This window comes from Paenibacillus sp. FSL R10-2778, assembly GCF_038593035.1.
Lineage (GTDB): Bacteria > Bacillota > Bacilli > Paenibacillales > Paenibacillaceae > Paenibacillus_AQ > Paenibacillus_AQ odorifer.
Window position 1 is genome coordinate 4,662,305 of the sequence record NZ_CP151956.1, and the last position, 14,571, is coordinate 4,676,875.

Here is a 14,571-nt window from a genome sequence, read left to right on the forward strand (position 1 = left end):
CACAATAAGACCTCCTTACTTGCTGGTGTTCTAACCTGCAGATAAGGAGGCCTATTTATTATAGTAAATAATTCGCTTCGCCTCTCTCATTTCTACGATCGCTGCAGCTTAAGGAACCGTCAGCTAACACTTCCCGCTCAAGAAATACGGATAACAGACGCACATAATCCAGTGACTCCATAAGCGAGATTGCCTCTCCATCAAAGCAGTATTTACGTCCATCCAGCAGCGAGAAAACTTCCACGGTCTCCGCTGGCTCACCATAAGCATGATGGCAAAAAACATTGGCCATATGCATAAATCCAGTGATGATATCCTCATTGTCATTAACCATAAATTTCTGAATGTTCACGCTTCGGCCACTTTTTGAAGAGTTCCAAGCCAGCTGCGTAATCATCGATAACTCCAAATTCAGCGCTGGAACTGGGACATGCCACTGTTCATATAACATCACTGGAATCTCCTGTAGATGATTGCTTGAAACGATACGCATAAGCTCATCAGCTACACTCGTTTTGATATCCCAATATTGCAAAAGGGAGGGAAAAGCATCTCCCCTAGGAGGCCACCGGCGCTCTAACAGAAATTGTATAGGTGTCTCTCTTCGCACTTCCGGCAACAGACTATAGAAGTCATTAAGTGTATGTCCCACAGCATATTGAATCTGCTGGCGCCAGCGTGGGAGCCCCGTCGCTGGAGCTCCGCTAGCTAAATTCTCAGTCCCGCCCAGCATAATATGCTCCATGCGATAATCGTGCAGCCGTTTATACGGAGGGCTATGTACATCCCTTGGCTTGTTAAACCAACTTCCCACTGGCCCACCCATCTTAGGTTACCGCCATACAGGCTTCGATGAATTGACGTCCGAATTGACGGCAGGCTTCTTTTTCGGCAGCATTAGGGCCATACTCAATCTTTAGGCTATCTTGCAAAATGACTGCTCCACGCTCCTTTAGCTTCTCCTCGATAACATCCACTGCCCCACAATAAATGGCGTAGCCTGTATCTCCACTACCAAAAACTGCTGACTTCATAGCAGTCAAATCAAGTTCATCCATCTCCTCATAGAAATCAAGAGCTTCATCCGGCAACTCTCCGTCTCCCCAAGTGTATGCCCCTAGCAGAACGCCTTCATATGATTTTATCTCAATCGCATTACATTCAGTGACCGACTTCAAAACAGCCTCACCGCCTGCTTGGCGTATTCCTTCTACAATCAATTCAGCCATTTCCTCAGTGTTGCCAGTTAAACTAGCATATGCCACAAGCACTTTAGCCATAAACTCCTGTTCCTCCCCTACTAACACCTTAAATTTAAATCATATACGCTTCACCTCATTCTATTTGATAATGATTATCATTGTCAATAAATAAAGTTAAAAAAACGCAAACTCCCCGTTATTACACACGGTTGAGGTTTGCGCTCCGTCTCATTTTTCTTAAAAAGAAGCTTAATAAGCACCTTCCAGCAAGGTTATGTGATTCCCATCAGGATCACGAAAATTCATTTCTTTACCGCCATATTCCATCGTAACAGGTGGCTGACAATCCAGTCCCTTAGCTTTCAACTGCTCGTATGTCTCATCCAGATTATCACAGCCGAATACTAAATTAACAAAACCTGTCGTAAGATTTTCCCATTTTGCAGCATCCCAAATAATAATTCCCGGCTGCTTCTTATCAAAACCAATCTTTGCCCCGTCGAAATTACCGTAACCTTCGAAAGGCATAGGAATTCCTAGTACCTCCGTATAAAATTTAGCTGACACCTCAGTATCTTTAGTGTAAATGTTAGTCCCTTCAAAAGACGAAATCATAACTTGTCCCCTCTCATTCTCATAATATGTCTCATTTCTTACTTGGGTTTAGTCTAACAAGGTTGACACGCTTTGTATTGCAAAATTACGACATTCTTCGGCCTGCATAGACCAAGGCTTCAAGTGGGGTTCTTCCTGCATATTTTTTGAAATTATTGATAAAATGGGACTGGTGACTGTAACCATACGCGAAAATAAGATCCTGCATATTCTTTGTCTGCCCAGGTAAATGACACATCTCCCGCCATACATTCTGAAACCGCACGAGATCTGCTGTTTTTTTGGGCGATACACCTATATATTCTTGAAAAAGCCGTTCAAGTTGTCGTCTGCTTAAATTAGAACTGGTCTCCAAATCCTCTGCGGTCACAATCCCTTTTTGTTTAACCATAGTATAGACTGCGTTCATCATCCGATCGTTAGTCCGCCCTCTACGCTCAAGACGACGAAGCAGATAGGCTTCAGCGGCTGCAATCCTTTCGTCCATCGAGTTTACTTTCTCCAATAGATGACCAAGCTCTTTTTTAAAAGTGCCAAAATATTGTTCTACATCGACATGTGCATTCAAGACATTCCGCAGATGATCATCTGCAAAAAAATGAACCGCCCAGAACTGAAACCGGATACCAAAGGTTGAACTCCCCCCTGGCTTTCTGTCTGAAGAGACTTCAAATGGAGTGTCATTGATGCCGGAGAAAAAAGTGTTTGTATTGCCTGATTCTCTATCCAAATCCCAAATAATATCCATACAGGTGTCCGGAATTATTGTCTCCGTCTCAGGTTGTTGTATAGACTCCACATCTACAGAACCCCAAAAACAGCGAATAAACGGCTGCAAGGCATGGCTGGGCAGAAACTCACTAGTGTGGTTGGGTTTTGCAGTTATAGGGAAATACAGCGGTGAGAGATTGAACATAGCTTTAGTTCTCCGATCGTAAATAGGGTAAGAACTCTACTATCTGATCATACACAATCAAGTCTTGCAGCACCAGTTGAATAGCCGCATAAGCATGGGAATATTATACACTTCATTAGCATTGGACAAAATTATTGGTGAAGCTGGTTGAGGTGTAATTTGTTTGTAGCAATCAGGTGAAATGTTGTACAATAAAGGCTAAATGAATTTTTTTGAAGGATGGATTAAATCATGTATATAGCGAGCGATTGGAAAGACTATGAAGTAATTGATACAGGCGGTGGAGAGAAGCTCGAACGCTGGGGCGATATTATCTTGCGTCGTCCTGATCCACAGATTATTTGGCCTCTAAATAATGAGACCGCTAAATGGCGTGATGTGCACGGACATTATCACCGTTCCTCCGCTGGTGGCGGACAATGGGAAATGAAAAAAACCATTCCGGACGATTGGAAGATTAGCTATGGTAAATTAAAATTCCACTTACGTCCTACAAACTTCAAGCATACAGGACTATTCCCGGAACAAGCAGCCAACTGGAGCTGGATGATGGACAAGATTGCAGCGGCTAACCGTCCAATTTCAGTGCTGAATCTTTTTGCTTACACAGGTGGAGCTACTGTGGCAGCGGCGAGTGCCGGTGCGTCTGTCGTTCACGTGGATGCAGCCAAAGGTATGGTGCAGTGGGCGAAAGAAAACGTTCAGCTGTCTGGTCTTGGAGAACGTCCAGTCCGCTTTATCACGGATGATGTATTCAAGTTCGTACAACGTGAACAACGCCGCGGCAGCAAATATGACGCGATTATTATGGACCCTCCTTCTTACGGAAGAGGACCTGGTGGAGAAATGTGGAAGCTTGAATCAAGCTTGTACCCTTTCCTTGAGAGCTGTATGGAGATTATGAGCGACAACCCATTGTTCATGCTCATTAATTCCTACACCACTGGAATTTCTCCAACTGTACTGCGCAACATGTTGTCCATGACCATGGGCAAACGTTATGGCGGAAAACTTACCTCCGGCGAAATTGGTCTTCCGATCACCTCCTCCGGCATGAACCTGCCATGTGGTATCCTGGGTCGCTGGGAGGCGTAAGCCATGACACAGCATAGTTCCGGCAACAATGAGGCTGTAAGCGGCGGATCACAACGCTTTGAAGTGTTATACGAAGACAACCATCTTCTGGGGATTGTAAAACCCGTGAATATTCCTGTTCAGGAGGATGCAACAGGCGATCCTGACCTGCTGAACCTGCTGAAAGAAGATGTGAAGGAACGTTTCAACAAACCCGGCAACGTCTATATAGGTCTGGTCCACCGTTTGGATCGACCGGTTGGGGGAGCAATGATTTTTGCCAAGACTTCCAAAGCGGCTTCAAGACTATCCGAGAGTGTCCGTACTCACGGCTTTCATAAGGTGTATTTAACAGTCGTGCATGGTAAACCGCCAGCCACTCGTGGCCGTCTTACAGATACGCTGCTTAAAGACGCAAAGAGTAACACCGTCACTGTGGTTCGAAAAGGAACTCCCGGCGGCAAGGAAGCAATTCTGGATTACACAGTGCTTGACAGTGCAGAAGGATACAGCCTGCTTAAGATTGATTTACTTACAGGGCGTTCCCACCAAATTCGGGTGCAGCTGAGTTCGATCGGCTGTCCATTATACGGTGATCAGAAGTACGGGGCTTCAGTGAACAGACCGGGGCAACAAATTGCGTTATGGTCAGCACTTGTAGGATTCCCTCACCCTGTTACTAAAGAAGAAGTGGAACTCATCTCTCTGCCCCCACAAACCCATCCTTGGGATCTGTGGCCGCGTGAAACACTACAAGAAGGGCTGTCCTGAAGCAGCCCTTTTTAGGCAATGAAACAAACCCTGTTATTTAAAACAAGGCAGTGATTCTCCGGTTAGTGGAGAATCACTGCCTTGTTTTTGGTTCTGCGTCTGCTACTTGATCAGAGACTTTGGGAAGAGGGTCCACGTTGGAGTGTTCTTCTTAGCTCCGCACGAATGCTTAGTCCGATTATTCCAGCCGGGCATGGAATATCCCTTTGAGATTAAACATCCCTTCGAGATTAAACATCATTTTGAGAGATTAAACATCCTTTCCACCTTCCAGCCTGAACTTAGCTAACGGTCCACCGCTCTGTTTAGCGATGGATCAGCAGTGGTACAGTAGTGGTACAGTAGTGGATCCTAGTTGGAATCTGAAATGAAAGTAAGATAACTGCACTCTATACACTTATTCCGAATAAAAAAACAGTAGGTCGGATTTTAAGTGTACTCTTTACAACTAAAAATCAGGGAAACTGTAAAAAGAGAAGTAAATCAAGAAAATAGTTGTATAAAATACAGTTATATCTCAATGCTCGAGTAATTTACAAATAATAGCTGTACAAAATACAACTAAATACATTTAGATACCTCTACATGTTTCTCTTACTTCTAGATGCCACTAAATACCTATATATACTTTCAAACGCTTCTAAATGTTTCTATATACTTCTATATATATCTATATACTTCTATATATATCTATATATTTCTATGTATTTCTACATTCATCTAATTCTTCTAAACGCCTCTATCTTCTTCAACATTTTCCGCATTGCTTCCATCGGCTCTTTATACATATATTCTAAATGGGGTGTAGATCCAAATCTAATACCCTATCATATTTATTAAAGGCTTATCATCCCAAATTTGAACCTCAATATATCGTTCAGGTCCCTTGTCACCATTGGCATTCCATTCCTGTGGCATACCGAATTTATCGATTACATCTATAATCTCGTCCCATGTATAAACTTGATTGCGATAAGGTTTGCCATCTTTATATCTCATAGTAGGAAACAAATCCCCGTAAGTGAAACTGATCGAAGCAGGATCAAACTGCTCAATAGTAATTTACAGGCTTTTACCTCTAGGATACCAGTCTAATAACCACGGACATTCTCCCAGCGTCATATAATGCGGACAGGCTCTAGAAGGCTTACCACCTTTTATTATAAATAATTCCCTGGCCTTTGCTTCAAGACCCCGGCGAATATCTAGATAATCTGCTGAACGCTTACTCGCAAAACCTTTATTACGCTGACGTAGATCATTCAGAACCTGTTCCGCTTCTTGGGATGGCAGATCAGACAGATTTTGAAATGGACCTGTAGATTCATCATAGTAGTGATACAGCCAAGCTATTTGCTTCAAGGTGTAGAACCCTCCGGTGTAGTTGTCACAACCATTTTGCCCATTAAGTAGAGCAGTAACTGTTGGTTATGAGAGGAGATCGGATCAAGCGCTTCCGCAAAAAAATCACTGCGGATCTTTAGACCCCGTGCAGTTTCTTCCATTCCAGTCTCCGTTATACTCACCCATACAATCCGCCGGTCCGAAGCATCTCTTTCCCGCACAATAAGCTCATGCTTCTCCATCCGATCAAGTAACATCGTAACCGCTGCAGGACTGGTCGCCAAATGTGGAGCCAGATCAGAAGGCTTCATGGCGTCGCGTTCCTGAAGCAGTTCAAGTACAGTAAGTTGGGCATCCGTCAGCGTTGGAGCAAGATTACTGTCCATATGTAATTTATAATCTTTTAAAATCTTATGCCAAATTTTACTGAATTCAGAAGCATGCACACTTATTCCTTCCTTTCCTCGCGGTTCTATCCGGTATATCTACATTTTCGCGAAACAACTTCCATTTCCTGCAAACGAAGAAAAAATAAATCTGCCAGACCTTCAGCATAAAAAAATAAAAAACGACGCTTAGTCAACCCTCCAAAAGAGCGGACTAAACGCCGTTATAAAATCACTTGTTAATCGCTAGTTTTAATGAACTGATGGGAAAAGATTTATGATCTCATCCTTTTTCTCCACAGCTACAATCTGTTTGCCTGTAGAACGACGCTCGCCCAGCGGCGCTGATTCAGAGGAGAACGTATGGTGGGCATTCTCACGGGTAACGGCATTCAGTTCTAATGGCTCCTTGCAATAGAAAGCCCCTGCTAACCTGCTGCCATTTGGACGTATTCGTTTGCCTTCCTTGAATTCGAAGGTTGGCATTCCTTTGCCACCACGGCTTTGTGATGGATAATCCACAAGTAATGAACGTTTCGCATAACCAATATCAGAAATGGCAAGGATTTCGCCTTCATCTTCGCTGACCCAGAAGCAGGAAATCACCTCGTCGCCCTCGCGCAGCTGAATTCCTCTTACGCCGGATGCAACGCGACCCATAGGGTTAACCTCATTCTCATGGAATCGGATACTCATTCCCTCACGGGTGACCAGCACAATGTCCTTGTCATTCGTACTAGAAGCCACTGTAATGATCTCATCACCCTCGGCTACCTTACAGGCCGCTACAGCTCCAGAACGGCTTGTAGAGTATTCCTTGAGCTCTGTACGCTTCACCTGACCCCGACGGGTGACAAACACAAGGCTCTGCTGCGGATCATCTAGATTATTCACCGGAATCACACTAACGATTCCATCTCCTTTAGACAATCCAATAACATTCACAATCGCTGTACCAGGCTCTTTCCATTTAAACTCCGGGATCTGGTGCACAGGAAGCAAGAAGTATTGCCCTTTGCGGGTAAATACCAGCAGACTGTCACGGGTATTTACATCCAGCAGCCTGACGATATGATCGCCTTCTTTGACGCCTGAGGTATGACGCTCCCCACCAGAACGGGTGAAGGAAAGCATACTAGTCCGCTTAATATATCCATCTGCTGAAAGAGCAACGAGCACATCCTCCGCATTGACCAGCGCTTCAAGGCTAACCTTGAGCTCCTCGACTTCGCCTTGGATCAGAGAACGGCGATCAATGCCGTATTTGTCGCGAATCTCCAGCAGTTCCTTACGAATTACAGCAACTAGCTTTTTGTCGCTATCCAAAATACCGCGCAGATGTGTAATCTTTGCCATCATTTCATCTAACTCTTTCTGGAGTGAAGTGATCTCCAGATTGGTCAGACGATACAATTGCAAAGTAAGAATCGAATCGGCTTGGCGTTCACTGAAGCCGAACATCCATACGAGATTGTTCTGAGCATCCTGACGATTTTTCGAAGCTTTGATCGCAGCGATAACCTCATCCAGGATGTTTAGTGCTTTAACTAAGCCCTCTAAGACATGAGCACGGTCTTCAGCGCGTTCCAGATCGAACTGGGTGCGATGAGTCACAACTTCACGCTGATGGGCGATATAAGCTTCCAGGATGGCTTTTAGACCAAGCTGCTGAGGTGCTTTGTTAACAATAGCAACCATATTGAAGTTATAGGTGATTTGAAGATCGGTTTTTTTGAGCAGATACGCCAACACGCCTTGAGCATCAGCCTCTTTTTTGAGTTCGACTACAATCCGCAGTCCCTCACGGCCGCTCTCATCACGAACCTCGGCAATGCCATCGATCTTTTTCTCCAGCCGAATATTCTCCATGGAAGTAACCAGCCGTGATTTTACAATCTGGAATGGTACTTCCGTGATCACGATTTGCTGCTTGCCGCCCCGCATATTCTCAATCTCTGTTTTGGAGCGCAGGTAAATACGGCCTTTACCTGTGCGGTAAGCATCCATGATGCCGTCTCCGCCCATGATCGTGCCGCCTGTAGGGAAATCCGGACCTTTCATGAAGGTCATAATTTCTTCCAGCTCAATATTTGGTTTCTGCATCACTGCGATACAAGCGTCAATTACTTCACGCAGATTATGTGGCGGAATTTCAGTGGCAAAACCAGCAGAAATCCCACTCGTGCCATTTACGAGCAGATTCGGATACCGGGAAGGAACCACAACAGGCTCTTTGGCGGTATTGTCAAAGTTATCTTTAAACAAGACCGTCCGCTTCTCGATATCACGCATCATCTCCATTGCAATGGGAGACAGCCGTGCTTCTGTATAACGCATTGCCGCTGCTGGGTCATCGTCCATAGAGCCCCAGTTGCCGTGACCGTCAACTAGCACATGCCCCATCTTCCAAGGCTGTGCCATACGTACCATACCATCGTAAATAGAGGAGTCACCATGTGGATGGTAATTACCCATTACATCTCCGACAGTTTTGGCTGACTTGCGGTATGGCTTGTCAGGGGTGTTGCCGGAGTCGTACATCGCATAAAGAATCCGGCGCTGCACGGGTTTAAGTCCATCACGGACATCGGGGATTGCCCGGTCCTGAATAATATATTTGGAATACCGACCAAAGCGGTCACCGACGACCTCTTCCAGAAATGCCGGCAAAAATTGTTCTGATAAACTACTCACTTTGCTCACCTTCTGTTCCTCAAACTGCCCGTTTTAAAATAGTGTGGTGAGTCTCAGGTACTTCAGAGATTTTTGGAATTCCGGGCACTATCGCTCCTACAGTTCCAAAATCCCCTAGGTCCCATAAATCACCAAACTCTTAGAAAATCGGGATTATCGTCACTTGCAGCACTGACATTACTCTACAATTTCGGTGAAATCGACATTTTCAACAATCCAGCGTTTACGTGGATCGACTTTGTCACCCATAAGTGTTGAAACACGGCGCTCCGCCTTAGCGGCATCCTCAATCTGTACCTGAAGCAGCGTACGCGACTCTGGATTCATCGTTGTTTCCCACAGCTGATCGGGGTTCATCTCGCCCAATCCTTTATAACGCTGAAGCTCGAAGTTTTTGCCGAATTCCTTTAAGTAATTTTGCAGCTCTTCATCACTCCATGCATACCTTACGGTCTCCAGCTTACCCGTTTTGCGGGTCAACTTATAAAGCGGAGGCTGAGCGATAAAGACCTTACCTGCATCTAATAAAGGCTTCATATAACGATAGAAAAATGTCAGCAGCAGCACCTGAATATGCGCTCCATCGGTATCGGCATCGGTCATAATGATAATTTTAGAATAATTGCTGTCTTCGACGGTGAAATCCGGACCAATTCCAGCACCTATTGTAGAAATAATTGCTTTATACTCGTCGTTCTTCAGGATGTCCAGCAGCTTAGCTTTCTCCGGATTCATCGGTTTACCTTTTAGCGGCAATATCGCTTGAATCTTAGAGTCACGGCCTTGCTTAGCTGAACCACCGGCGGAATCACCTTCCACGATAAACAGCTCCGTACGTGTAACGTCCTTTGATTGTGCAGGAGACAGCTTACCGCCAAGATTCGAGCTTTCGCTGCGTTTCTTGCCTGTGCGGATCTCATCGCGGGCTTTACGTGCCGCTTCCCGGGCTTTCGACGCTTGAATCGATTTCTTCAGCAGGCTCTGCGCAACTTGTGGATTCTCTTCCAAGAAACGCGCCATATTTTCAGAAACGATATAATCTACTGCACTACGGGCGGAAGCACTGCCAAGCTGATCCTTCGTCTGTCCAACAAATTCAACCTCGGACATTTTCACACTGATAACTGCCATCATGCCTTCCCGCAGATCATTACCTTCCAGGTTTTTATCTTTTTCTTTAAGCAATTGCGTGCGGCGGGCATATTCATTTAATACACGAGTGTACGCAGTTTTAAAGCCGGTCTCATGTGTGCCTCCGCTGCGAGTTGGAATGGAGTTTACGAAGGAAGCCAAGGTTTCTGTGTAGCCTCCGTTGTATTGCAGAGCTACTTCTACCTCGATATCATCCTTTTCTGCACTGAAATGAATAACATCATGGAGAACATCCTTACCTTCGTTGAGGAACTGCACAAATTGACTGGCTCCACCTTCATAAAAGAACTCATCCTGACGGTTGCTCCGCTCATCTTGCAGTGTAATACGCAGACCGGAATTCAGAAAAGCAATCTCCTGAACCCGCTCTGCCAGCGTGTCATAATTCAGAGCAATTCCATTTGGGAAGACACGAATATCTGGCTTGAAAGTAATTTTCGAACCCGTTTTATTGGTGTTACCCAGAACTTCAAGACCAGTTACAGGTTCGCCAACATGCTCCTTGCCCTTCTTGTCCACCCAGTACTCAAACCGCTGCCGATGGATTTTGCCCTCACGATAAATCTCTACTTCGAGCCATTCAGACAAAGCGTTTGTGACAGAAGCCCCTACGCCATGCAAACCGCCTGATTTTTTATAACCCGATCCACCGAACTTACCGCCCGCATGCAAAATTGTAAATACAACTTGCGGGGTAGGTACCCCTGTCTTATGCATTCCAGTTGGGATCCCCCGTCCATTATCGCTAACGGTTACCGAGCCATCCTTGCGAAGCAGTATGTCAATCTTTGTACAATACTTGGCTAAATGCTCATCTACGGCATTATCTACGATTTCCCATACTAAATGATGTAGTCCTGAAGAACTCGTACTGCCGATATACATGCCAGGTCGTTTGCGTACTGCAACCAGACCCTCGAGCACTTGAATGTCGTCAGCATCGTATCCAGTACGGCCATTCTCGCCGTTATTAGAAACTTCAGCAAACATATCGATCTGTTCGAGCATTCATGCTCCTCCTTCTTTTCTCTATACTAAGAAGAAACGGCTTGGCCGTCCTTTATGTTAAGAACGGTATCCGTTACTGCCAAAAACCTAAGGATAGAATATAACGTGAAATTATACTCTCCTATATTTCTAAGAAATGCAAACAAACGTTTTGGTCACTTTGTTCATTCTAATTCAAAATATCCCTTTTCGTAAAGACGGCGAATGAAATGATCACCGAAGCGGCCCCCCATACTGCCAGCACAGCCATGGAAAATGACAAGGACATCCCTTCAATGGGGGCGGGAGTACCAGACAAATAGCTGGTCAGTCCAAGATTTACCATAAATAAATATTTCGCTGTTGTCCAGGCAGAGGCCATATTGGTCAGTATACTACCTGCAATCAGCGCTGCCATCATAACTACTATACTCGCCGCAGTACTGCGAACTAGCACCGAGATCATGAACGCGAGCAGTGCAACCACTACGCTTACGAACCAAATCAAACCACCTTGCATAAGCATATATTTCCACTGGGGCACTGCATGTACAGTAGACATATCTAGCGAATCACCACTGATTTTAAAGCCTGTAAAAACAGGAATGTTAAAACCTTTAAAACCAAAGGCAAGACCAGAGATAAAGTAACTGATTGCAAATGTGGAAAGTACGATAAGCGAGACAAACATTAGCAGTGCTGTCATTTTGCTAAAGAGCACCTTCCAACGCTTGACCGGCCTAGTCAACAGCATTTTGATAGTTCCAGTTGTCCTTTCGGCCGAGACCAAATCTGAGGCCACCGCCATAATGAGCAATGGAATAAATAATGTAACCGAATTATCCATAAATTCTCGGGTAAAGGTAACCCCGCTAGGTTCATTCGGATTAACGTCATGGTGAAGATAATACTGAAGCTGTTGTACAAATATTCGCCGATAAGTCTTCCATTCCTCTGGAATCCGGTCACTGCCCAGTGAATTTTGATTATCGATAATCTGCTGCTGGATCTCAAGCCGCCAATTGGAATTAAATTTCTCCCGACTCCGTTCGGCTGAACGCATCTGTGCATAGGTGAACATAGGCACCAGTACAATCAGAATCAGCAGTATAACATAAAACCGTTTCTTTTTTATAATCTTCAAGCACTCATTACGGATTAGCGGAAGCAAGTTACTCAACATTCTCACCCTCCGTTAGTTTCAAGAATAGCTGTTCCAGTGTCGGATTAATTTTATGCACAGCTCTCACCTCAATTTCAGCAGTAACCATTACGGCCACAATCTCGGGGATCAGATCCTGATCCATGATCGTTATTAAAGAATTGGGGCCCATCCCGGCAATAATTGAGTCATCTAATGTGACGTCTTCCAGTTTCTGAATTTGAATATCTGAACGATCAGCCAGCATTTCCCGGGCCTCAGCAAAAGGCTCCAGCTCCCAAAGTACATACGGCGAATTACGAGCGATCAGCTCATCTACCGCACCTACTGCCAATACACGCCCTTTACTAATAATCGCTACACGGTCGCAAAGAAGCTGAATTTCACTAAGCAGATGGCTCGATACGAACACCGCCAGCCCTTCATCCGCCAGCTTGCGAATGAATTCTCGCAGCTCTTTAATGCCTTTAGGGTCAAGTCCATTCGTCGGCTCGTCCAAAATAAGCAGCCGTGGACGTCCCAACAGCGCCTGCGCAATGCCTAATCGTTGTCTCATCCCAAGCGAGTATGTACTTACCTTATCATGTATCCGCTGATCTAATCGAACAATATCTACCACTTCGCTAATACGTTCATTGTCTACGCCAGGCTGCATCCGTGCAAAATGCTGCAAATTCTCCCACCCGGTCAAATAGGTATATACCTCAGGATTCTCAACGATAGAGCCTACATATTGCAATGCTTTTTCCGGATTTCGGTTCACATTGTACCCACATACTGTAATCTTGCCCTCAGTAGGTCGAATCAAATCCACAAGCATGCGGATCGTGGTCGTCTTCCCAGCGCCATTAGGCCCGAGAAAGCCGAAAATCTCCCCTTTTCTCACATCGAAAGTGACATCATCTATAATCCATTTTCGTCCTATTTTTTTACGTACCCCGTCCACAGACAAGACGACTGTGCCGGAGTCTTCACTATTCGCTTTTGTCATATTTAATTTAGCTCCTTGTGACTGTCATTTTCTCGGTTTGTACTTGCTCAAAGGGCATTTACCTACATGATCTTACTGCAAAATTTAACACTCACCTATATACTACTGCACAGCCTGTATGAACCGTTCTCCGATTCGCTGATAGCCATCACCATTAGGATGAAAATGATCGGTGGATAGATACTTGTCCAAATGTCTGTTAAACAAGTCAAACGTAGGAACCAAGGTCATGTTGCTATGCTCATTAATAATATCCATTGCCGTATTATTCCACTTCGTTACCGCTTGATTGCCTGGTGCCAGTAATTCTGGAATATCGCCAAAGGGATTATACAGCCCCATATAGTAAACTTGCGCATTCGGATTGATCTGTGAGATTTTATCGAGAATCTTCTCCAGTCTAGCTGCTGCTTCTGGCAGAGCGGCTAATAAAGACTCTGGAGTCAGCTCCTGCCCAGAGGTTGATGAAGTTGTGTTGCCCTGTTGCGCCCCATTATTCTCAAGAATATCCGAATCCTTAAACAGATCATTTCCTCCGACGGATAGCAGAACAACATTCGACATGCGCAAGGCATACTCCACACCATCTTCGTTCAGTTTGCTTAACAGCCCCGCAGTAGTCAACCCGTTAATCCCCATATTGCCTAAAAAGTCTACGGTGACACCTTTTGCGGATAAACCAGTAACCGTACGCTTAACAAACCCTTCTCCGGTGTTATCACCGGTCCCCTTGGTTAGCGAATCCCCGAGCGCAACAATTTTTAGGAGCTTGACAGTCTCCGTCACCGGTGCGGCTGTTTGCTGAGGCAAGCTGCTCTCGGTAACCTCTCCGACCGGATAGATAATATCTTTAACCGCATAAACTAAACCAACCATCAAAACTATAGTTGTTACTATGGAAATCAAGCTGACGCTGCGCCATGTCCATTTCGAATCCTTCAAAGCTATCCCTCCGTATGCCGTTCTATTATGTATTGTTCCACAATTTACAAAGATCTTAACTATGTTACATAAACATAATTCTTCCATACAAGTTTTGCAAATGTCTAGCAAAGAAAAAAATCCCGCTGCTACAGTGTTTTTGCCGAGGAACGAGTGTGGACTTTTTTGAAAATAAAAAAATACTGGCTTTTTAATTAATGCCATTATATAATATTCACCGTTGACTCTTTAGACATTACGGGTTATTAGCTTAGCTGGTAGAGCAGCCGACTCTTAATCGGCAGGTCGCAGGTTCGACCCCTGCATAACCCATAGAGCTAGACAGAAGAAGTAAG

14 protein-coding genes and 1 tRNA gene are annotated in these 14,571 nt (G+C 44.8%); 3 read left to right on the forward strand and 12 right to left on the reverse strand.

All coding sequences use genetic code 11. The features are described 5' to 3' along the window. Window positions 1–58: 58 nt before the first annotated feature. The 4 genes from NST40_RS21060 to NST40_RS21075 form a co-directional block, all read right to left on the reverse strand. Window positions 59–826, reverse strand: coding sequence for a hypothetical protein (locus tag NST40_RS21060; protein ID WP_342409983.1), 768 nt, complete (start codon window positions 824–826; stop codon window positions 59–61). A gap of 1 nt (window position 827) precedes the next feature. Then, window positions 828–1,280, reverse strand: coding sequence for a flavodoxin (locus NST40_RS21065; protein WP_076134641.1), 453 nt, complete (start codon window positions 1,278–1,280; stop codon window positions 828–830). A gap of 171 nt (window positions 1,281–1,451) precedes the next feature. Beyond that, window positions 1,452–1,817 carry a VOC family protein gene (locus NST40_RS21070; RefSeq protein ID WP_076219229.1) on the reverse strand — a complete coding sequence of 122 codons (366 nt, stop codon included), beginning with the start codon at window positions 1,815–1,817 and terminating at the stop codon, window positions 1,452–1,454. A gap of 85 nt (window positions 1,818–1,902) precedes the next feature. After that, window positions 1,903–2,733 (reverse strand): helix-turn-helix domain-containing protein, encoded by an 831-nt coding sequence (locus tag NST40_RS21075; RefSeq protein WP_076219228.1) that lies wholly within the window; start codon window positions 2,731–2,733, stop codon window positions 1,903–1,905. Between the two features lie 231 nt (window positions 2,734–2,964). On the opposite strand from NST40_RS21075, the gene NST40_RS21080 reads away from it, so the two are divergent. Together NST40_RS21080 and NST40_RS21085 are read left to right on the forward strand one after the other, a co-directional pair. Beyond that, on the forward strand, window positions 2,965–3,828 hold the full coding sequence (locus tag NST40_RS21080; protein WP_036685718.1) for a class I SAM-dependent methyltransferase: 864 nt from the start codon (window positions 2,965–2,967) through the stop codon (window positions 3,826–3,828). Window positions 3,829–3,831: 3 nt separating this feature from the next. After that, window positions 3,832–4,578 (forward strand): RluA family pseudouridine synthase, encoded by a 747-nt coding sequence (locus NST40_RS21085; RefSeq protein WP_076219226.1) that lies wholly within the window; start codon window positions 3,832–3,834, stop codon window positions 4,576–4,578. An 816-nt stretch (window positions 4,579–5,394) separates the two neighbouring features. Here the strand turns inward: NST40_RS21085 and NST40_RS21090 are convergent. The 8 genes from NST40_RS21090 to NST40_RS21125 all read right to left on the reverse strand — a co-directional run bounded on the left by NST40_RS21090 (window position 5,395) and on the right by NST40_RS21125 (window position 14,236). Then, window positions 5,395–5,577: a hypothetical protein gene (locus NST40_RS21090; RefSeq protein WP_256721873.1), complete on the reverse strand. Its 183-nt coding sequence runs from the start codon at window positions 5,575–5,577 to the stop codon at window positions 5,395–5,397. A 63-nt stretch (window positions 5,578–5,640) separates the two neighbouring features. After that, on the reverse strand, window positions 5,641–5,940 hold the full coding sequence (locus NST40_RS21095; protein WP_256721872.1) for a hypothetical protein: 300 nt from the start codon (window positions 5,938–5,940) through the stop codon (window positions 5,641–5,643). After that, on the reverse strand, window positions 5,937–6,368 hold the full coding sequence (locus NST40_RS21100) for a MarR family transcriptional regulator (protein ID WP_076127601.1): 432 nt from the start codon (window positions 6,366–6,368) through the stop codon (window positions 5,937–5,939). Before NST40_RS21100 ends, NST40_RS21095 begins: the two co-directional genes overlap by 4 nt. A gap of 192 nt (window positions 6,369–6,560) precedes the next feature. Further along, entirely contained in the window at window positions 6,561–9,002 is a 2,442-nt protein-coding gene (gene gyrA / locus NST40_RS21105; protein WP_076127599.1) for a DNA gyrase subunit A, read from the reverse strand. A gap of 177 nt (window positions 9,003–9,179) precedes the next feature. Next, window positions 9,180–11,162, reverse strand: a complete 1,983-nt coding sequence (gene parE / locus NST40_RS21110) for a DNA topoisomerase IV subunit B (protein ID WP_076127597.1) — start codon at window positions 11,160–11,162, stop codon at window positions 9,180–9,182. Window positions 11,163–11,331: 169 nt separating this feature from the next. After that, a complete protein-coding gene (locus tag NST40_RS21115) occupies window positions 11,332–12,321 on the reverse strand; it encodes an ABC transporter permease (RefSeq protein WP_342410917.1) in 990 nt (329 codons plus the stop codon). Continuing rightward, on the reverse strand, window positions 12,314–13,294 hold the full coding sequence (locus NST40_RS21120; RefSeq protein WP_036685707.1) for an ABC transporter ATP-binding protein: 981 nt from the start codon (window positions 13,292–13,294) through the stop codon (window positions 12,314–12,316). The genes NST40_RS21115 and NST40_RS21120 overlap by 8 nt, the downstream gene beginning before the upstream one ends. Before the next feature lie 102 nt (window positions 13,295–13,396). Beyond that, a complete protein-coding gene (locus tag NST40_RS21125; protein ID WP_076127595.1) occupies window positions 13,397–14,236 on the reverse strand; it encodes a GDSL-type esterase/lipase family protein in 840 nt (279 codons plus the stop codon). Window positions 14,237–14,475: 239 nt separating this feature from the next. On the opposite strand from NST40_RS21125, the gene NST40_RS21130 reads away from it, so the two are divergent. Then, window positions 14,476–14,548, forward strand: a tRNA-Lys gene (locus tag NST40_RS21130). The last annotated feature ends 23 nt before the right edge of the window (window positions 14,549–14,571 follow it).